16 protein-coding genes and 5 pseudogenes are annotated in these 19602 nt (G+C 66.5%); 18 read left to right on the forward strand and 3 right to left on the reverse strand.

From position 1 onward, the window contains the following. Nucleotides 1-120: 120 nt before the first annotated feature. The 5 genes from ABT254_RS20380 (at nucleotide 121) to ABT254_RS20400 (ending at nucleotide 9237) form a co-directional block, all read left to right on the forward strand. On the forward strand, nucleotides 121-453 hold the full coding sequence (locus ABT254_RS20380; protein ID WP_351471730.1) for a thioredoxin family protein: 333 nt from the start codon (nucleotides 121-123) through the stop codon (nucleotides 451-453). A 1074-nt stretch (nucleotides 454-1527) separates the two neighbouring features. Beyond that, nucleotides 1528-7269, forward strand: a complete 5742-nt coding sequence (locus ABT254_RS20385; RefSeq protein WP_351471732.1) for a DNRLRE domain-containing protein — start codon at nucleotides 1528-1530, stop codon at nucleotides 7267-7269. A gap of 99 nt (nucleotides 7270-7368) precedes the next feature. Beyond that, nucleotides 7369-7959 carry a hypothetical protein gene (locus ABT254_RS20390; protein WP_351471735.1) on the forward strand — a complete coding sequence of 197 codons (591 nt, stop codon included), beginning with the start codon at nucleotides 7369-7371 and terminating at the stop codon, nucleotides 7957-7959. 13 nt (nucleotides 7960-7972) lie between these two features. After that, the gene (locus ABT254_RS20395) at nucleotides 7973-8647 is read left to right on the forward strand and encodes a hypothetical protein (protein ID WP_351471738.1); all 675 of its coding nucleotides are present in this window, start codon (nucleotides 7973-7975) and stop codon (nucleotides 8645-8647) included. Between the two features lie 221 nt (nucleotides 8648-8868). Then, nucleotides 8869-9237, forward strand: a complete 369-nt coding sequence (locus ABT254_RS20400) for a DUF2750 domain-containing protein (RefSeq protein ID WP_351471741.1) — start codon at nucleotides 8869-8871, stop codon at nucleotides 9235-9237. Here ABT254_RS20400 and ABT254_RS20405 read toward each other — a convergent pair. Beyond that, nucleotides 9188-10052, reverse strand: a pseudogene (locus tag ABT254_RS20405) (IS5 family transposase). The gene ABT254_RS20400 and the pseudogene ABT254_RS20405 overlap by 50 nt on opposite strands. A gap of 64 nt (nucleotides 10053-10116) precedes the next feature. Between ABT254_RS20405 and ABT254_RS20410 the strand changes: the two are divergent. The 8 genes and pseudogenes from ABT254_RS20410 to ABT254_RS20445 all read left to right on the forward strand — a co-directional run. Continuing rightward, a pseudogene (locus tag ABT254_RS20410) lies at nucleotides 10117-10374 on the forward strand (transposase); the annotation flags it as partial. Continuing rightward, entirely contained in the window at nucleotides 10296-10754 is a 459-nt protein-coding gene (locus ABT254_RS20415; RefSeq protein WP_351471744.1) for a polymorphic toxin type 28 domain-containing protein, read from the forward strand. The pseudogene ABT254_RS20410 and the gene ABT254_RS20415, both read left to right, overlap by 79 nt. A gap of 84 nt (nucleotides 10755-10838) precedes the next feature. Continuing rightward, the gene (locus tag ABT254_RS20420; protein WP_351471747.1) at nucleotides 10839-11255 is read left to right on the forward strand and encodes a contact-dependent growth inhibition system immunity protein; all 417 of its coding nucleotides are present in this window, start codon (nucleotides 10839-10841) and stop codon (nucleotides 11253-11255) included. A 102-nt stretch (nucleotides 11256-11357) separates the two neighbouring features. Further along, nucleotides 11358-11498 (forward strand): hypothetical protein, encoded by a 141-nt coding sequence (locus ABT254_RS20425; RefSeq protein ID WP_351472020.1) that lies wholly within the window; start codon nucleotides 11358-11360, stop codon nucleotides 11496-11498. Nucleotides 11499-11598: 100 nt separating this feature from the next. Continuing rightward, nucleotides 11599-11863 (forward strand): annotated as a pseudogene (locus ABT254_RS20430) (RHS repeat-associated core domain-containing protein); the annotation flags it as partial. 61 nt (nucleotides 11864-11924) lie between these two features. Beyond that, nucleotides 11925-12092, forward strand: coding sequence for a hypothetical protein (locus tag ABT254_RS20435; RefSeq protein WP_351472023.1), 168 nt, complete (start codon nucleotides 11925-11927; stop codon nucleotides 12090-12092). A gap of 303 nt (nucleotides 12093-12395) precedes the next feature. Beyond that, nucleotides 12396-13186 (forward strand): IS5 family transposase gene (locus ABT254_RS20440; protein WP_502972006.1). Its coding sequence is split into 2 segments (ribosomal slippage): nucleotides 12396-12714 and nucleotides 12714-13186, totalling 792 coding nucleotides; the frame shifts between segments, so codons are not numbered across the junction. 67 nt (nucleotides 13187-13253) lie between these two features. Further along, nucleotides 13254-13601, forward strand: a complete 348-nt coding sequence (locus tag ABT254_RS20445) for a DUF6233 domain-containing protein (RefSeq protein WP_351471749.1) — start codon at nucleotides 13254-13256, stop codon at nucleotides 13599-13601. A gap of 200 nt (nucleotides 13602-13801) precedes the next feature. Here the strand turns inward: ABT254_RS20445 and ABT254_RS46560 are convergent. Together ABT254_RS46560 and ABT254_RS20450 are read right to left on the reverse strand one after the other, a co-directional pair. Further along, nucleotides 13802-14026, reverse strand: a pseudogene (locus tag ABT254_RS46560) (RipA family octameric membrane protein); the annotation flags it as partial. A gap of 46 nt (nucleotides 14027-14072) precedes the next feature. Next, a complete protein-coding gene (locus ABT254_RS20450; RefSeq protein WP_351472011.1) occupies nucleotides 14073-14309 on the reverse strand; it encodes an SLOG cluster 4 domain-containing protein in 237 nt (78 codons plus the stop codon). 972 nt (nucleotides 14310-15281) lie between these two features. Here ABT254_RS20450 and ABT254_RS20455 point away from each other — a divergent pair. From ABT254_RS20455 to ABT254_RS20475, 5 genes and pseudogenes are all read left to right on the forward strand, one after another. Then, nucleotides 15282-16112, forward strand: a complete 831-nt coding sequence (locus tag ABT254_RS20455) for a maleylpyruvate isomerase family mycothiol-dependent enzyme (RefSeq protein WP_351471752.1) — start codon at nucleotides 15282-15284, stop codon at nucleotides 16110-16112. Nucleotides 16113-16256: 144 nt separating this feature from the next. Continuing rightward, nucleotides 16257-17129, forward strand: a complete 873-nt coding sequence (locus ABT254_RS20460) for an MBL fold metallo-hydrolase (RefSeq protein WP_351471755.1) — start codon at nucleotides 16257-16259, stop codon at nucleotides 17127-17129. Nucleotides 17130-17294: 165 nt separating this feature from the next. After that, on the forward strand, nucleotides 17295-17741 hold the full coding sequence (locus ABT254_RS20465) for an SRPBCC family protein (protein WP_351471758.1): 447 nt from the start codon (nucleotides 17295-17297) through the stop codon (nucleotides 17739-17741). 567 nt (nucleotides 17742-18308) lie between these two features. After that, nucleotides 18309-19040: a dienelactone hydrolase family protein gene (locus tag ABT254_RS20470; RefSeq protein WP_351471760.1), complete on the forward strand. Its 732-nt coding sequence runs from the start codon at nucleotides 18309-18311 to the stop codon at nucleotides 19038-19040. 76 nt (nucleotides 19041-19116) lie between these two features. Then, nucleotides 19117-19461, forward strand: a pseudogene (locus ABT254_RS20475) (helix-turn-helix domain-containing protein); the annotation flags it as partial. Between the last annotated feature and the right edge of the window lie 141 nt (nucleotides 19462-19602).

The raw sequence follows: 19602 nt of genomic DNA on the forward strand, positions 1-19602 counted from the left end.
TGGCCGAGCAGCTCGCCGGCCGGGCGGGAAGGCTGACGGGTCGGGTCGGCCCTCTCGCGCTAATATCACTGTAGGTGATTATTCGATCGCTGTGAGTCATGAGAAGCGAGGTGCCTGAGCATGTCTGTCACTCCCATCACGAGCCGCACCCAGTTCAAGGAGATCGTCAACGGCTCCAGGCCGGTCGTCATCCACTTCTGGGCAGCCTGGTCCGGCCCGTGCAGGAAGATCAGGCCGGTGCTGGAAGAGCTCTCGGAAGATCCAGAAAACTCCGGCGTCGTTTTCTACACGGTTGACGTCGACAAGCTGGAGGACATCAAGGAGGAGGTCGGCGTCGCAGTCGTGCCGACCTTCATGGCCTTCCAGGACGGGAACAAGCTCGGCGAGCTGAGGGGAGCCAACCCTAAAGGCCTGAAGCAGCTTGTCCAGCAGGCGGTCGAGACGGGGGCTTAAAGGCGCGGGCCCAGGCACAGAACTTCACCCCGAAGGCCGCCCAGAGCATGGCCGAGGACAACACAGCGTTGAGAGACGCCCTGGCGAAGTCCAGGGCTGAACTCGCCGCAGAACGAGAGCGGGTTCGCGCCCTCGTGAGCCCCGCAGCCGAGCTATCACTCGAACTCGACCAAGCGCGCGAGGAACTCGCAGCTGCCCAGCGGGTGACCTGGCTGCCCGGGGTGGCGAAATGAGCGAGAGCGTCCCGGTTCTGGTAGGTGCTCGGATGCGCTTGTCCGTAGTGTCAGACGGGTCAGGCGGGACCGCCTAACGCGGTCGCGGGTAGGCCACATCCCGGATGAATCTTCTGCCTGAACTGGCGACCGCTGCCCCGGCGCCACCTCGCGCGTAGCGCATTGCTGATGATGCGCCATCCGTTCGATTACGTCGTCGGCTGCCCGCGTCCGTTGGCGACCACGTTCCAGATTGCTGGAGACCTGGCGGACTGCCCTCACACCAGCAGAACGCCACGCGGCCCAGCGGTTCTCAGGTGTGTACCAAGAACGGATCCGCCCTTGGTACACCGCGACCAGCCATGCATGAGCTCGTTAGGCATCAGCGGCACGTTCAAGCCAATCGACAGAAGCATATAGAGAGTGCATACAGCCCAGAAGCCCCGCTCGGCATCATCCAGTTGAACCGCGCCATCCGGGCGCGCCAACCGTCGAAGTCTCTTGCATCCACGGCGACTTGCGGCCCAACCTTTTACACCCTCATGCATTTGGTAAACATTTCACTTGACTCTAACCTTACCCTTACTTTGCACTTAATGCCCCCGAGAGGCTTGCAAACCCCCTGCCGACATCGATCGATATGGCACATACCGGCCAGCCCTGACCAGCTCCGGGCCGACTGACTCGATGCCGGGTGCACTCACCGCGACTTGGCCGGGATACATCTCTCCTCCTGATCTCCACACGGAGATCACATGAAGGAGGGGCAATGGGTGTTCGAAGGACAGGTGCGCCGCCGGGCGTATCTGGAAGATCACCTCTGCGGGGGCGGGTGCGTCGGATCTCCGGCTCGCTCGCATTCGTGCTGATCGCCGAGGCCGCACTGTTGGCTACCGCCGGCACAGACACCACCGCGGTCGCCGACGACGCTGCCACCATCAGCAGTTCGTCGGCCTCGTCGCTCGGCGCTGCCGAGGGGCATGACGAAGCGTCGGCTCTGCTCATGGCCCGGTTGCAGAACCGGAAGATCGAGGTGCTCTCGGAGCGCACCAGCGCGGCGACCACCTGGGCGCTGCCGGACGGGACGTTGCGGACCGACACGTACGCCGGTCCCATCCGCGTGAAGCAGGACGGGAAGTGGCAGGACGTCGACACATCCCTGTCCGACACCGGTGACGCTCTCCAGCCTCAGGTCGCCGCAGCCGACATCGCCGTGTCCGACGGCGGTGACCGGCAGCTCGCCTCGGTGGCCAAGGGCAGCGAATCCTTCGGCCTGGGTTGGCAGGAGAAGCTGCCGAGCCCGAAGGTAAAGGACGACACGGCCTCCTACGACCTGGGCGACGGTCAGACGCTGAAGGTCACCGCGCTGGCACAGGGCTTCTCGGAGAACATCGCCCTCACTCAGCAGCCCGACGCGGCGGTGTCCTACCGGATCCCCCTGGATCTGCAGGGTCTGAAGCTGTCCCAGGCCGACTCCGGCCACCTGCTGCTGAAGGACGGCGACGGGAAGCTGGTGGCCGAGGCCCCCGCACCCATGATGTGGGACTCGTCGCACAACGACTCCTCCGGCGAGCCCGAGCACAACGAGCGGGTGGACACGAGGATCGAGACCGCGTCCGACGGTTCGCAGACCCTCGTGCTTAACCCGGACAAGGACTTCCTGGCCACCGCCACCTATCCGGTGACCGTCGACCCCACCTCGACGCTCGCGGTGACGACGGACACGTGGGTACAGACCCCCGACTACCCCGACTCCCAGGTCTCCTCGGCCGAGTTGAAGTCGGGCACGTACGACGGCGGAACGGACAAGGCCCGCTCCTACCTGAAGTTCGACGTGTCGAAGTTCAGCGGCAAGCACATCCTGGACACCAATCTTGCGCTGTACTCGTACTACTCGTCGACCTGTTCCACCTCCGGTGCGGGCACGCAGGTGCGGCGCATCACGTCGACCTGGTCGTCGTCGGACGTGACCTGGTCCACCCAGCCGTCCACCACCACGACCGACGCGGTGACGAACAAGGCGGCACTCGGCTACTCCTCGTCCTGTGCCGCCGGAACGATGAACTTCGATATCGACGGCATCGTCCAGGCGTGGGCGGACGGGTCGGCCAACTACGGCCTTCAGGTTCGGGGCGCCGATGAGGCGGATTCCACCACCTGGCGCCGGTTCCGGTCGGCGAACTACGTCTCCGGCGACAATTCGGTGGAACCGCACCTGACGGTCACGTACAACTCCTATGCCGTGAACGCCTCGGCGGCCATCGCTCCCTCCGTGGTCAACGCGTACAACGGGAAGCGGTACGTCACGTCGCTGACCCCCACGCTGACGGCCAAGGTCACGGACGCGGACGGGAGTTCGGTCAAGGGGCAGTTCGAGGTCACGGCCGATCCCGCGTACGCGGACACCGCGTACTCCTACACCGCCACCTCGTCGTCGGTCTCCTCCGGCTCGACGGCGAAGCTCACCGTGCCCTCCGACTCCGCGTTCCCAGCGGCCAAGCACCTGCGGTTCAGGGTGCGCGGCTACGACGGCACGGACTACGGGGCCTGGTCCGGCTACACCGCCTTCGCCCTCAACACCGGCCTGCCCGCCGCTCCGGCGGTCTCCTGCGAGACCTACGACGAGCAGACCTGGACCGCCAAGGCCGCCTCGGCCGTGGACTGCACGCTGGACACCTCGTCCGCGGACGGCCAGGGCTACTACTGGAGCCTGGACGACTCCAACGCGACGAACAGGGTCGACGACACCACCGACGGCAATGGCGGTGACGCGCTCACGGTCAGCATCAGTCCCGACAACGGCTGGCACACCCTCTACGCCAAGACGGTCGACTCCGGCGGCAACCTGTCGGCGGCCACCACGGCTTACACGTTCGGTGTGGGTGCCGACGGCGCCGCCGTGACCTCTCCGAAGGAGGGCACCAGTACCGCAAGGCGCGTCACCCTGAGCGCTCGCGGCAAGACCAGCTACACCTCGGTGACCTGGTACTACCGCCCGGACGGAGTGGACGACTGGGTTCAGGTACCGGCCGGTGACGTGGTGACCGCGAGCAGCGGCACCGCCATCACATGGCCCGTGTCCGTCACCGACGGCAAGGCCACGGACGTGATCTGGAACGTCGCCTCGACGCTGGGCGTGGACACCGACCTGGACGTACGAGCCACCTTCACGGACGGCACGACCCCGGGCAATACCCAGAATGTCGGGCTGACGCTCGACCGGGCTGCGGGCGCCGCCCCGCAGAAGAAGGTCGGGCCCGGGCAGGTCAATCTGCTCACCGGCAACTACACGATCTCCGAGACCGATGTGTCCCTGCTGGGCCTGACTGCCCAGCGTACGGCGGCGTCGCGTGTCCTGAGCGACGACGTCGATTCCGACACCCTCGTCCCCGTCTTCGGTAACGGATGGGTCGCCGGTCAGGGAGCCGACGTACAGGCCGCCCGGTACTCGCGCATCGACGAGCTGAGCACCAGCAGCATCCGGCTGACCGACATGGACGGTGAGACCGTCGACTTCACCAAGGGCACGAGCGGCTGGACGTCCAGCGATGTCACCGACGTGACGCTGACCGGCTCGGTCACGGGAACCAGCTTCACCCTGACCGACGACGTCGGCACCGTCGCGACGTACACGCAGCCGTCCGGCTCGACCACCGCCTGGCTGCTGGATACCGTGGCCGACACCTCCGCCACCGACGAGATCGACGTCTCCCAAGCGGTGATCAGCGGTGACTCCGTTCTCGCCCGCCCGAAGTACGCGATCACCGGCAGCGGCACGGTCTCGGCGAAGGACTGCTTCACCGACCGGACCGTCGCGGGCTGCCGTGCACTGGAATACGTGTACGCCGACTCGACCACGGCAACCTCCAGCACGGACGGCGACTACACCGGCCGGGTCAAGAAGATCAACCTGTGGGCCGCCGACCCCGGCGCCTCGACAGCGACCTCCACAGCGGTGGCCGCCTACGCCTACAACACGGCCGGACGCCTGACCCAGGCATGGGATCCACGCGTGACATCCGCGCTGAAGACCACCTACGGCTACGACTCCGACAGCAGGGTCACCTCGTACACGAAGCCGGGCCAGCTCGCGTGGACCTTCACCTACGGCTCCGTGGGTGACAGCGCCACCGCCGGGGCCGGCATGCTGCTCACGGCCTCCCGTCCCGCGCTCGCCGCGGGCTCGGCCTCGTCTACCGCCGGCACGAGCGTGACGACCGTCGTGTACGACGTCCCGCTCAGCGGCAGCAGCGCACCGCACCAGATGACGAGCAGCGATGTCGGGTCCTGGGGACAGAGCGACCGGCCCACCGACGCCGCCGCCGTGTTCTCCGCGGACAACGTGCCCGCCTCCAGCCTGGGTTCGGACCTGAGCTCGTCGAACTATCGCCTGGCCACCGTCTCCTACCTGGACGCGGCCGGCAACGAGGTCAACACCGCGACCGACGGCGGACATCTGAGCAGCAAGGACTACGACGCCTATGGCAACGTGGTCCGCGAACTCAGTGCGGCCAACCGCGAACTGGCCCTCGGCACCGCCGACGGCGCCGACATCGAACTGGCACGCCTCGGTATCTCCGGATACTCGACCGCCGATCGGGCCGAGCGGCTGTCCACGCGCTACGTCTACAGCGACGACGGCACCGAGGAGAAGGAGGAATACGGCCCGCTGCACCGGGTCACCCTGCAGAACGCCCTCTCCGGCGGGGTGTCGGACGCGAAGCTCGCGGCCGGTACCGAGATACCCGCGCGCAAGCACGCCACGTACACCTATGACGAGGGACGCCCGGCCGGATCCGACACCCAGGGTCTGGTCACGAGCACCACCACGGGTGCTTCCGTCGACGGATACCCGGCCGACGGCGACAAGGTGACGGTGTCGACGGAGTACGACTGGAGCAGCGGGCTGCCCACGAAGACGGTCACCGACGCAAGCGGCCTGGCCCTGACCACATCCGCCACCTACACCTCGTCCGGGTCCACCGCGACCAGCACCGTCCCCGGCTCAAGCGCCTCTCAGGGAGTCAAGTCAACGACGACGTACTGGAGCGGCAGCGGCAGCGGAGACTGCTCAGGACATGCGGAGTGGGCCGGGTGGACGTGCCAGGTCACCACGGCATCCGTGTCCGGCAGCGCGTCCGGGGAGGCCGTCACCAAGACGGTCACCTACGACCGCTGGGGCAACCAGGCCAAGGCGACCGAGACGTCGTCCGCAACGTCCCGGGTGACGACGTACACCCATGACGGTGCCGGACGTCTGACCAATACGTCGGTCTCCGGTGGCACTGGGACGACGACACCCGACACCACGCGCACGTACAACGCCTCGAACGGTCTGGTGGCCACCATCACCACCAACGGCAAGACGGCGGCGTACGGCTACGACAAGCTCGGACGCGTCATCAGTTATGACGACGGTTCGGGCAACACCGTGGCCACCTTCTATGACGCCCTGGACCGCAGGACCAAGGTCAACAACAGCGTGCCCTCCAGCACCAGCTATGCCTACGGCACCACTACGGCCGGCGACTCGGTCGTCACGGTCACCGACTCCATCGCGGGCACCTTCACGCTGACGCACGGAGTCGACGGCCGCCTGGAGTCGGGCACACTCGCCGACGGCAGCACGCTCGCCGTCGCCTACGACGAGGCCGGCAACACGACGACCCGCGCCTACTCCGCCTCGGACGGTACGGCGGAACTCTCCGACAACGCCTCTTACACGGTCCAGGACCAGCGTGCCCACGAGAGCAGGACGGCGGGCACCACCGCGGTCCTCGACTACAACTACGACCGGGCCGGACGACTCACGCAAACGGCCGTCAACGAAGGCACTACCTGCACGACGCGGGCCTACACCGTCGACGCCGCCGGAAACCGCACCCAGTCGCAGACCACCACGGCGAACTGCACGGACGGAACCAACTCGACGTCATCTACGGCCACCGCCTCGTACGACGCCATGGGACGTGCCGGCGCACTCACCTATGACGCCCTGGGCGAGGCCACGCAGCTGGACGACGGCACCGCGGTCGGCTACTTCACCAACGGCACCGTGTACCAGTCGACCAAGGGCACGGACCGTGTCACCTGGTCCGTGGACGCCGAGGCCCGCCCGTCCGTCGCCACGCTGGCCAGCAACGCCACGGGTACGTGGACGCAGGCGTCCGTCACGAGCACGCACTTCGGCGCGGGAACATCGCTCCCCTTGTGGAGCACCGACGGCACCACGGTGGTTCGCTGGGTGACCGATCCCGAGGGCAATCTGCTGGCCACGACCGGAGCGACGAAGAACGTCGCCTTGCAGCTGACCGACCTTCACGGCGACGTCGGCGTGGAACTCTCGACGAGCGATGGGAGTGCCACGGTCCACTCCTACACGGAGTACGGAGCGACGGACGCGTCCGCCCGCTACGGCTGGTTCGGCAACACGCTGCTCGCCGACCGCCAGAGCAGCGGCCTCGTCCTGGTCCGCGGCAGGCTCTACCAGCCCGCGGCCGGCCGCTTCCTGCAGCCTGACATCCACGGCGCCGCCTACACGACGTACACCCTGGACGACGCGGATCCGGTGAACGCCATCCGCCCGACCGACACCCCGCAGTGAGTGGCTGATCGCCGGCCGGCCGCCCACGTCCTGAGCACGGACGGCGGGCGGCCGGCGGCCACGTCAACGTCACCGCGATCACCGGACAGAGAGACAACTTTGCGCACGAAAAGACTCGCCGCGCTCCTGGCGGGAGCCCTGGCATTCACCGCGGTCACCACGGGGCATGCGTTCGCCGCGGCACCCACCATCGTCACCGCCTGCGATCCGGGCAGCAGCTGGACAGCCTGGAGCTACACGCACAAGGCGTACGTGATCACACACGAGAACGACAAGTACAACAACACCGGCATCACTCGGTCCTACTCCATCACCGAAGAGGTCGAGACCGTCGTCACCGCGGGCGCCGAGGCAACGTTCAACACGTCGGAGAAGACCAACGTCGTCATCGGGAAGATGGAGGTGGCCGTCGGACTCAATCTGCACTACGAACACGCCTCCACAAAGAAGTCGTCCATTACGTCGAGCTTCACGATCCCGTCGAGCGACCACCTGTACATCTTCTACAACGGCACCCGGAAAGCGTGGGGCAAATGGTCGCACTTCCACTGCGACTCCGCGCAGAGCTGGCACATCACCGCATACAAGAAGGTGAAGAGTTTCTCGGGAACCAGCGACGGATCCATTCGCTGTGACAAGTCGACCACCAACGGGCTGGCCAAGCTGGCCAAGAAGAAGTACTGCTTCTGAGGAGGAGGCTGTCGTGAAAAGCAGATCATTCCAACGGCGAGCTGCGGCTTCCCTCGCCGTCCTGAGCGGCCTGGCCACCCTGCTCGCAGGATGCGCATCCTCGCAGGATGCGAAGAGCACGACGAGCGCCTCGGCCACGCCGAAGGCGGAGAACCCGGTACACGCGTGGACGTGCGCCGAAACCACGTTCCACTGGGGCAGGTTGTCCGAGAGTACGCCTCTCGTGGCAGCCTCCCAGGTGGTTCGCGTGACTTCAGGCAGCCATCTCGGTCTCACCACCTACGCGGCCATTCCCGTACGCCACGTCACAGCCTCGGTCGAGTCCAGCGGGAAAGTGGACGCCCATGCGGTACTCGCGTCACTCCGCGCAAAAATGGGCCGTTCCGACCTCGCCGAATCCGGAAAAACCCTGCCCATCCCCGGGAAGGAGGGATTGTTCAGCACCGACCCGGGGAACACGAAGGGCGACTTCGTCGGATATCTCGGAGTCCATGTCGTGACAGCGGACTTCGCCTACGGGTGCGTCAGCAACAAAACCGGAAAGAGCGCCCCGGCGTACGGCACCGTGACGACTTGGTATCGCCCCATCCAAGGCGAGTTCAAGTGCGGCATCAATATGAAACTCAACGACGCCGCACGCGAAGCACACGCTCTCCTCTGTGGCGAAAAAGCCGCACAAGGTGAGTGACTAAGATTCCTGAACAACAAAGAAAATAAGGCCCGATCGGGCGTCGCCATTCAGAGTGGTTCCGGACGCTGACACAGCGTCCGGAACCATCTACTGCACTTGCGCCCGGGCTTCGATCACTCGTCGGGGAGCCCGTTGGACAGTCAGCATCGCGGGCCCGATCTTGCCGCGCAGCATCGCGCCGGTCAAATGAGTGTTGGAGAACGGTAGGCTCGGTGGCCATGAGTCAGAGCGGTTCGCAAGCGGCGGCATTCTTCCGAGACGTCCGCCAGAGCAGCGTGGTCTGGCTTGTCCGGGATGACAACGGAAGCCCGACACACCTCTCTGCGGACGGCACGCGGAGTCTTCCCTTCTGGTCGACCTCACCCCGCGCCCAGAGGGCAGCAAAGATCTGGGGGCATGGACTCCGCGTTGAGTCCGTGCCCTTGGACACCTGGTGCGATCGCATGCTGCCCGACGCCGCCCGGGATCGACTCGTGATCGGCATCAACTGGAGCGGGCCGCGCCTGGTCGGCTGGAGCTTCACCCCCGACGAAGTTCTCAACCGGCTGTCGGCAAGTCACACAAGGACCTGGGTTGTCGGTGGGTGATCAGGCAGCAGGCGAGCTTGAGGAAGGCTGCGTGGATGTCGGCTCGCCGTTCCCAGCGGACGCGCAGGCGACGGAAGCCGTGCAGCCAGGCAAAACTCCTCTCCACAACCCAGCGGTTGGTGCCCAGTCCGGTGCCGTGCAGGGTGCCGCGGCGGGCGATCGCGGGCACGATGCCGCGGGCGCAGACCTGGTCGCGGTAGATGTCGTGTACCCGCGGTCGGCGAACAGCGAGTCCGGCTTCCGGCGAGGACGCCCGACCTTGTCGCGGACCGGCGGGATCGCGTCGAGCAGGGGCAGGAGCTGGGTGACGTCGTTGCGGTTGCCGCCGGTCAGCAGGACCGCGAGCGGGGTGCCGTGTCCGTCGGTGATCAAGTGATGCTTGGAGCCGGCTCGTCCCCGGTCGACCGGCGACGGGCCCGTGTGCTGCCCCTTTTTAGCGCCCTGACGTGCGAGGAGACGACCACGCAGCGGGACCAGTCCAGACGTGCGGCCGCGTTCAGTTCGGCCAGCAGGACCTCGTGCAACCGCTGCCAGACGCCGGCCTCGTTCCAGTCCCGCAGCCTGCGCCAGCACGTCATGCCCGACCCGAAGCCCAGGTCCCTGGGCAAGTACTCCCACTGGATCCCGGTGTGCAGCACGTACAAGATCCCGCACAGCACCGACCGGTCCGGCAACGGCTTGCGACCTGGATACCGGAACCTGCGCTCACGCCGCGGCAGCAGCGGCTCCAGACGGTCCCACAGTTCATCCGACACGATCCACGGCGACGTCCCCACACCGGACCGAACGCTCAACTCCCGTCCCGGACACGGCAGCCAGAACTGATCCACCTCATTGTGTTAGCCGCTGTTAGCCCTGCCTGGCCCCGTCGCCGTCCTCCTCTCCTTTGACGTCGAGATACGCAAGGTCATCTGCAGCACGAACGCGATCGAGAGCGTCAACGCCCGCATCCGCAAGGCCGTCCGCGCCCGCGGACACTTCCCCAACGAGGCCGCCGCCCTCAAGTGCATCTACATGGCCCTGATGAGCCTGGACCCGACCGGGAAGGGCCGCAACCGGTGGACCATGCGCTGGAAAGCACCCCTGAACGCGTTCCAGATCGCCTTCGAGGGCCGCCTCACCCCGAGCAACAACTGACCACTCAACAACCAAGATCAGCCGTTAAATTGACACACCCCGCTATAGACGCGATCAGGAAACTCGAAAATATCAAGAAGGACCCACTTGGAGAGATTAATTCGCAACCGAATCACAACCACTACAGCGCTGCTCGTCGCGAGGCACAGGGTGAAGTCGTGGCGCGGAAAGCGGATGGTACACCATTCGATCACATTGCAGACCTGAAGGGAGCGCGCAATGGTTTGGAAAATGTTCGGATGGCTCTTGAAAGGGAGTTGCAAAATCCGCCTGCCTCGATAACGGAACGCGGACTTGAGGTCCTTATGAAAAAACGCAAGGAAACCATTGAAGAGCTCGATCGACTGAACGGATTTCTGCACTCCATAGGACATCGGTGACAGCGGTGCGCGATGTGAGCTCAACTGACATCATGTAGAAATTCCCGGTGTGTCACAGCGGGCGCACCCTGAAAGGATCCCAAGATGACTCAGTCCATCGATCGCACCAAGTCGCTGGAGCAACTGGACGGCGAGCGCTGGGGCGACCCACCCGCAGACGCGACATCGCTAGTCAGGACCGTCCACGAGTGGCGCCGACGTCCTATCGGGACTCTGGAGCCTCATGAGCTGGCGCGTTTGATCGGCCAGAACGTTGGCTTGCCATGGCTGCTCCCCCTAGGCGTGGAGATCCTTCAGGAACAGGCAGCCAAACAGGCAGCCGACGGCTTCTTCGACGGCGACCTGCTGTATGCAGTCGTCACCAGGAGTCCAGAGGTGTGGACGGCCAATCCCGAGCTCGCCGGTGAACTCAAGACCACACTGAGCATGCTGACTGGACTGTCACGCTACGTGAAACAAGAGGTCGAGGCATTCCTTGCCTCTCTCCCCGAGGGAATCTGAGATATCACCCGGGAGTCGATATGGAACAGCTTGAGATATCTGAAAAGCGATGGACGGAGAATTTCATTCAGGCCACCGGCTGGCAAATCGCTGCCTCAAGGCATGAACCAGAAGGGCCGGGTCTCCCTGTTCAGTGACCGCGGGGAACGCGGCTACCAGCAGCGGCTGCACCCTCGCCTTCGGCCATCCCTCGCCTTCCCCGAGCCGTTCGCCTTCGAGCTGGACACCGCGGACTTCCTCTGACCGTCCTCACAAAGGTCCGGCCCGCACGGTTGCGCGGGCCGGACCTCTGCACGGATGGACTGACTACGCACCCGCGGGTTCCAGCACCTCCGCCTCCTCGGACTCCCGGGACTCCCGCTTCTTCGCCATCATCACCGACCTTGTCGGAACCCCCACCGAACTCCTCGACGAGCACGGCACGATCGCGTGGCACACCCTGATGACGCCGTGAGGCTCGACGGCATGGAACCGCGACGCCACCAGCTACACGCCGCTGCGCTTCCCCGGCCAGTACCACGACCCCGAGACCGGCGTCCACTACAACTACTTCCGCCACTACGACCCCGAAGTCGGTCGCTACCTCGTCGGGCCCGTGCCCTGGGGTGATGGCCGTGACCCATCTGGTGCGCCTGCAGTTCGTGGCCGGCCCGGGGGAGTGGGCCGAGGATGCGACCGCTCGCCGGGCCCTGGCATGAGTGGGTCGGGCTGTACGGCAGCGGCGAGCAGGCGGTCATCCGGCTCGCCGAGGAGAGCGACGGGAGTGAGCGGGTGCGGCTGGCATGGGAGCAGGGGCGACTTGTCGAGGCGGGATCAGGCACCCAGCACCGGTCCTGAAGCCGGGGAGCCGCGATGCCTTCGCCCGATGAACCCCCGTCGGCCTGGGTGGTCTTGACTGGTCGTCAGAAGGTTGCCGGCCGCGCCTCCACGCGCGCCGGCAGACCTCCGGCGGCTGGTTGTACGAGGTCTCTGTCCCGGCCTGGACGAACACCGAGGACGGCGGCGTGGATCCGGTCTGATACACGGTGTGGGTGCACGCCCCTTCCGTGTAAGAGGTCCTAACAGAAGTGGTTGATGGTGTGACTGTTGGCTTGTCCGCTCGTTGGTCTGGTCGTGGGGAAACGTCAGTCGCGGCCGTGGATCGTGTCGGATGAACTGTGGGCGCTGATCGAGCCGTTGCTGCCCGTGCCGGGGCCGAAGCTGGTCGAGGGCCGGCCGCGGGTACCGGACCGCCAGGCCCTGTGCGGGATCCTGTTCGTGCTGCACACCGGCATCCAGTGGGAGTACCTGCCCCAGGAGCTGGGCTTCGGCTCGGGCATGACCTGCTGGCGGCGCCTGGCCGCCTGGAACGAGGCCGGGGTGTGGGACCAACTGCATCTCGTGCTGCTGAAGAAGCTGCGGGCAGCGAAGAAGCTGGACTGGTCCCGGGCGGTGATCGACTCCTCCCACGTCCGAGCGGCTCGCCGGGGCCCAAAAGCGGTCCCAGCCCGGTCGACCGCGCACGACCGGGCAGCAAGCACCACCTCATCGTCGACGCCCAGGGCATCCCGCTCGCAGTGTCGCTGACCGGCGGCAACCGCAACGACGTCACCCAACTCCTGCCCCTGATCGACAAGATCCCCGCTGTCGCCGGGACCGTCGGACGGCCGCGACACCGTCCCGACGCGCTGCTCGCCGACCGCGGCTACGACCACGACAAGTACCGGCGCCTGCTGTGGCAGCGCGGCATCCGCCCGGTCATCGCCGAACGGGGCCAGCCCCACGGCTCCGGCCTGGGCATCTTTCGGTATGTCGTGGAAAGAACGATCGCCTGGCTGCACGGCTTCCGTCGACTGCGCATCAGATGGGAACGACGCGACGACATCCACGAGGCCTTCCTCGGCCTCGCCACCTGCCTCATCACCTACAGACACGTCCGACGCCTTTGTTAGGACCTCTAAGCCCGGTCGACGGGGTCTCCTACGGCCATGTGCCCTCGGAGCGGATGCAGAGTGCGCCGTGGGGGCGGGAGATGCTCGGGCCCGCCGGTCGGCGGGCTGGGTCTTGCAGCGGCTGGACGGACGACGCGGGCTCGACCGCAGTGTCCTGCATGCCCCGGGCTGTGACCAGGCGTCGGTGCTGAGGCTGGAAGGAGGCCTGGACGCTGCGGAGAAGGCTGGCGTACGGCTGTGCACGCTGTGCGGGGCCGCCCAGGAGTTGGAGCCGCTCCTGAACGGGTTTGACCGCGGCTTCGGCCTGGAGGCGCTGGACCAGCCGGCGCGGACGGCCGGCCCCGTGCGCAAAGCCCGGCGTGCACAGGCCCGCTGGCGCGGGGTCGAGGCATGCGGGTTCAGGTGGTGCAGCTGAGGTAGATCCAGCTGGCCAGGAACAGGGCGGGGACAGCAGGTGATCAGGGTGGGGCGGATGTGCCAGGAGAACCATTCCAGACAGCGTGAGAAGCCCCCCTCGGTGCGACGGCATTGTGGCGGTGAGCGTGCTCGAACAGCAGGCTCGAGGGGGCCACGCCGGTAGTGTCTTTGATCTGTTGCCCGAGGCTGGACATGTGGGTGCCATGTCTTGATCCATTGGTAGGAACTGACGGCCACCAACAGCCAGCCTGCGCACAGGGTCATGCCGAAGAGGGCCAGCCAGTACCGGTCGACGGCGCTGCGCTGGCTGGCGACGAAGGCCACCAGGGCGCTTTGGACGACGAGGAAGAGGTTCATGCGGCTGGAGTGCAGTTCCAGGTCGGCGTCGTAGTACTGCTGGGCGAGTTCATAGGCCTTCCACAACGCGGAAAGCGGCGGGGCTCAGGCGGATTCACCGGGTCGGACCCCGTCATCCGGCATCGCCCTGTGCGACGGAGGGCAGGACGGCCCGGACGGCTTCCTCGGCCGTGGCCACCTCGGCGAACAGCCGGGCTTCGGGCAGGGTGACGGACTGCGCGGGAAGATCCCACCCGTGCAGGGAAGCGACCGGCTTTCCCGCGCGCAGGGCCAGGGCTATCTCGCTGAGGGTGCCCCAGCTACCGCCCACGGCGATGAGGGCATCGCAACTGTTGACACATCCGCGGATAGTCCCAGGAGGTTCTCACACCGGGGTTGTGTGCCGCCCCGCGAGGCGACGCCCGCCAGAACGTCTGTCGGCCCTCGCAGAAGTCGACACCGCCTTTTTTCGTTGCTGACGCAGACGCTCTTCGTGGAGTCGAAGACGCCGGGGTAGGCCGTCTCGCAAGGGGAGTCGGGAATGGCGTGGGGGTGAGCTTCCTGCAGCGGGCCGGGCAGATCCTGCCATGAGCGCGGAATTGCCCAAGCCCAGGATGCGGGCCTTGGCGCTCCTGCCGTAGATTCCGTCGGATTCGGCCGTCCAGAAGATTCGTACGGCCGGCGATCACCTGCGTGACGCCTTAACGGCAGAGATTAGTGAGGCGAGGTAGGGGACGACTTTTCCCCGGAAAACCAGTTGTACTGCAAAAGGGTTGTCGCAGATGTCGCTGTCTTTTCCGCCGACGAGACCGAAGGGTCTCGAGTATTCGAGCCACCTCAGGCGCCGGTCTGCCGGCGACATTCCCTCTAGCCTCGATCTAGCATGCGGACCGACTCAGCCCTGATAGGAACGGGGCAACGACCGGTCGGACCGCTGCGTCCGGCACTGCGCCCGCGTAGTCGCGCGTGGCCTCCTTCCCCTCCGCCTCGACGTGCTCCTCGGCGGGGCTGGATTCCGGGCAGATCAGGCTGGCCAGGACGCTCATCGGGCTCCTTGAGAACGGCTCTGCCCACAATTCCGGATGCCGTCGGTGATCTCATCGACCCGTGTCTCCACTGGACGTCCTCCGGCGTAGCGGTCGCCTCATCCGCACGCTACGTAGCCGTGTAGCCGCGGGCCACCGCCCATACGCCGGGCGAGGAGGGCCAGACGCCGGGGAGCGGCTGTCAGGGCTCCGGCACTCCCGATCAGGTACGACGGCTTGTCGTGCGTCCCCCGGTCTGATTGGGTACGGCGCGCCGGATACGCGAGGGGCGCGGTCGGCGGGAGGGAACGGGCAGCGTGCAGCCTACGGCGCAGCAGGACATCCAGGGGCCACTGCCCCGAGGGCTCGCAGGAGCGATACGGCAGACCGCCGCTGACATCGCCAAGCTGTTGAAAGACGCCTCCGACACGACCGTTCCCGTACCGGATTCGCAGTGGACGGTCGGTGAGGCCGCCGCCCATCTGGCACTGGCCAACGAGCTGATGGCCCACCTCGCATCCGGACAGGCACGCCCCTACGGCGACGGTACGCCGCAGAGTCTGGCCGCCGCCAACGCACAGTCCCTCACTGTGTTCGCAGAGCGCCGGGCACAACCGCTGGCGTCGATGATCGTCGAGCAGGCCGCCGCGTTCCTCGACGCCGCGGATCGAGCCGCGAGCGACGAGAGCGCCCCCGCACTCGTGACGCCGCTGGGTCCCATGGACCGGCACGTCCTCGCGTCCTACCTGCTCACACACATGCTGGGCCACGGCTACGACCTCGCTCGCGCCCTGAACCGCCCGCACATGATCGACCACGACCGTGTCGGGCTGTGCATGCCGTTCATGCTCTCAGTCATGCCACGCGTGGCCGACACGGCCGCCATCGCCGGCCTGAGCGTCCGCTACGCCATCCGCCTCCGGGGCGGCCCGGCATTCGGCGTCAGCCTGGACGACGGCGCCGTGCACGTGACCCCGGCGCCCCCAAGACGTCCCGACTGCACCATCCTGATCGAACCCGTGACCTTCCTCCTTATCGCGCTGGGCCGCCGCAACCCGTGGCGGGCCATCGGGCGGGGGCAGGTCGTTGCCTGGGGACGCAAACCCTGGCTCGCGCCCCGCTTCCCGACGCTGTTCACCGCGCCCTGATCCGCCACCGGGCAGCTGCTCGCTCGCACACCTCGTACACAATGTCCGGTGATAGCGTCCCTGCTGGAGCCGCAAGCCGCGTGCCTTCCCGGACGAGCTGTGCGACGTACCGGCCCGCCAAGACGACGCACTGCGGGAGGCATCGTGTCCGGTACGGGCGAACCAGATGTCCGGAAGTTCAGCGCAAAGCCCCTGGGCGTCGACTGGATTCACGGGTCACCGTCGGCCAAGCACAACACCGACCCCGATCTTCAAGTGCACTGGTACGACGAGCACACGGTGTTGCTCAGACAGAACAAGGCCATCAACTACGAGGCCCCGTTCCTGTACCTATTGTTCGGCAATCGCCAGGCGGTCCTGATCGACACGGGTGCCACGGCGTCACCCGAATTCTTTCCGGTGCGCCGGACTGTCGATGACCTTGTCGAGACGTGGCTGGCGCACAACCCCCGCGACTCCTATGGCCTTCTCGTACTCCACACGCACTCGCACGGCGATCACGTCGCGGGAGACAGCCAGTTTTTCGACCGACCGGACACGATCGTGGTCGGTGCCGATCGGGATGCGTCCTGGACGTACTTCGGGTTCGCCGACGACCCGGAGGCGGTACGGCCCCTCGACCTCGGCGGGCGGGTGCTGGAAGCTCTCGCGACCCCAGGCCATGACGCCGCAGCCATCACCTTCTACGACCCGTGGACCGGATTCCTGCTGACCGGAGACACCGTCTACCGCGGACGGCTGTACATCGAGGACTGGCCAGCCTTCTCACGGACCATCGACCGGCTGATCGCATTCGCCGACCGCCGTGCCGTCACCCACGTACTGGGCTGCCACATCGAGATGACCCGCGAGCCCGGCGTCGACTACCCGATCCGCACCACGTACCAGCCGGACGAACCCCCGCTGGAGATGGCCCCGGCCCACCTGCACGCCGTGCGCGCCGCCCTGGACGAAGTCGGGCCTGAACCCGCTCGACGCGCGTTCGCCGACTTCATTCTCTGGCCCACAGCAACTTGAACAGTTCCCCCCTCGTCAGTGCCTCGGCACAGGTCCCCGATCTCCGTGTCGGCGTCCTGGCGCCCATAACGAGCGGTGGGCGGAGCCGCGGCGATACGCTGAGGGTGCTCGGCAAACCAGCGTGCGCATAGCCGCAACTCCAGCGACCGCAGCACAGGAGGAATCGTGGCCGGTCAGTTTGAGGCGACAGCCGAGATCAACCGTCCCATCGAGGAAGTCTTCGCCTTCCTTTCCGACGGCACGAACGACCCCAAGTTCAGCCCGAGGGTCCAGGCGATCACGAAGACTCCGGAGGGACCGACAGCAGTCGGCACGGTCTTTACGAGCACGGTCAAAGACGCCGGCATGAAGACGGGCCGAAAGTTCCGGATCACCGAATTCGAGGCCCCTCACCGAATCCGCTGGGCAGAAACCTCGAAAAACATCGTGACGGCCGACGAAGGCGGCTACGACCTGGAGTCCACCGGTCCGGGCACCACCAGGGTGAGGATCTTCAACGTCCTCGAAGGCCACGGCATCGGAAAGCTACTGGTGGGCTTCGCACTGGGCGCCGCGCGCAAGGACGCGCCCGCGTTCGCGCGGCGCATCAAAGCGGCGGTGGAGGCGTCCTGAGGGATGCCGAAGTCCCGGTGCCTGCGGTGCAGATGCGGTACGGGTGCGACGGCAACCAGCGTGGATGGGGGCCGGGCACGGACCGCCGGCGACGGCTGCACGTCGACGCCGCATGACTCAGCCCCCGCTCTTGCGCGAACTCGGCTATGCCGTAGCGTCCGGCGCTGTCCACGGCCTGGGCGATGCGCTCGTCCTGCCGCCCCCACTCGTGAGCCCGGGCCACCTCTCCTCCCCCCCACCGCCGTTCCAGCCGTATCTCGTGCGCCTTGGCCAGGACGTGCATCCCCGCCCCCGAGCCACGCGCGCCGTCCCCGCTCTCCGGTGCTCCTGCAGTTCGTGGTGGCTGGAGGCAGGGAGATGAAGGCGGCTAGTGCCGCATCAGACAGCGTTTGCCCTGTCGGCATCCCTGCCCGGGCCAGGGTGGAGTGCTGCGTGATACGTTCCTGCCGCCGTGCATTTCTGCGAACTGAGGAGGTGAGACCGATCAACGCTGTGACAGGTCGGGCCTCCCTCCCTCGCATGGCCTAGGGAGCCCCCGCAGAGGCATCCCGAAAGGCATGAACCGCTATGCGCTTCATATCTGAGACGTCGTCCGACGGCGTCCGCGAACAGCTCTTCACCCTCGGCGACATTCCTGGCGTGTTGTGGACGCCTGAAGGTGCCGCCGCCACTCGTCCGGTCGTCTTGATGGGACACGGTGGCGGTCAGCACAAGAAGGCCCCTGACGTCCTGGCTCGTGCACGCAGCTTCGTGACCGAATGCGGTTTCGCGGTTGTGGCGGTCGACGTTCCCGCCCATGGCGACCGGCCGAAGGTTGAGGAGTACGACCGGATCGCGACTGAGAACCAGGCTCGCGTGGAAGCCGGTGAAGAGTTGGCCCCGCTGATCGCCGGCTTCCAGGCGCTCGTGGCCCGCCAGACTGTGCCGGAATGGCGAGCGGTCCTGGACGCGGTTCAGCAACTCGAGCACATAGGCGCTGGCCCGGTGGGTTACTGGGGGGTTTCGCTGGGATGCGGACTCGGTGTTCCGTTCGTCGCTGCCGAACCGCGAGTCCGCGCGGCGGTACTGGGCTTGGGCGGAGTGCTGGCGTCGGCCGAGGCCGCCGCGCGGATCACCATCCCAGTGGAGTTCTTGGTGCAGTGGGACGATGAGCGGGTGCCGCGGGTTCAGAGCTTGGCGCTGTTCGACGCCTTGGCCTCGGCCGAGAAAACGTTGCACGCCAACCCCGGCAAGCACGGGGAACTCCCGGCATTCGAGCTGGAGAGCACGCTGAGGTTCTTCGCCCGGCACCTCGGCTGATACCGCCGCATGCAGTCCGCGACGCGCCGATCGGGAACCGGATCCCGATTCGGCGCGTTCACTGAAACTGATCGGCGTGGCCGACACAGTTCAGGTTCGACACATCGACGATGACGAGGAACAGCGCCTGCTGCGGATCATCCTCAGAGGCACCGGGTCAGTGGTGACATGGCGGCGGGCCCAGATGGTCCTACTGTCCGCGCAGGGCATGCCGGTGGCGAAGATCGCCGACGTGTCGTTCACGAGCGCGGACCGGGTGAGGGATGTGATCCACAACTTCAACACGGACGGCTTCGACTCGCTGTACCCGAAGTACAAGGGCGGCAGGCCGAAGACCTTCACGCTGCCCGAGCGGCGCGAGATCAAGAAGATCGCGAAGTCGAAGCCGACCGAGCACGACCTGCCGTTCTCCACCTGGAGCCCGCATGGACTCCACCCCAGCAACGCCCGGAAGCCCGCCTGGGCAACGCCGTCCCGGGACTTCCCAGGTGTGGGCATGCCTGATTGCCCGTCGCGGTGCGAGGGTCATGTGGTTGAACATGAGGTGTGCGATTCGATTCCG

Origin of the sequence: Streptomyces sp. NPDC001137, from assembly GCF_040298885.1 — a bacterium.
Lineage (GTDB): Bacteria > Actinomycetota > Actinomycetes > Streptomycetales > Streptomycetaceae > Streptomyces.

Coding starts and splice junctions, on each gene's coding strand:
- ABT254_RS20380 (WP_351471730.1), top strand. CDS start 121: ATGTCTGTCACTCCCATCACGAGCCGCACCCAGTTCAAGGAGATCGTC.
- ABT254_RS20400 (WP_351471741.1), top strand. CDS start 8,869: ATGAGTCAGAGCGGTTCGCAAGCGGCGGCATTCTTCCGAGACGTCCGC.
- ABT254_RS20420 (WP_351471747.1), top strand. CDS start 10,839: ATGACTCAGTCCATCGATCGCACCAAGTCGCTGGAGCAACTGGACGGC.
- ABT254_RS20425 (WP_351472020.1), top strand. CDS start 11,358: ATGAACCAGAAGGGCCGGGTCTCCCTGTTCAGTGACCGCGGGGAACGC.
- ABT254_RS20435 (WP_351472023.1), top strand. CDS start 11,925: ATGCGACCGCTCGCCGGGCCCTGGCATGAGTGGGTCGGGCTGTACGGC.
- ABT254_RS20470 (WP_351471760.1), top strand. CDS start 18,309: ATGCGCTTCATATCTGAGACGTCGTCCGACGGCGTCCGCGAACAGCTC.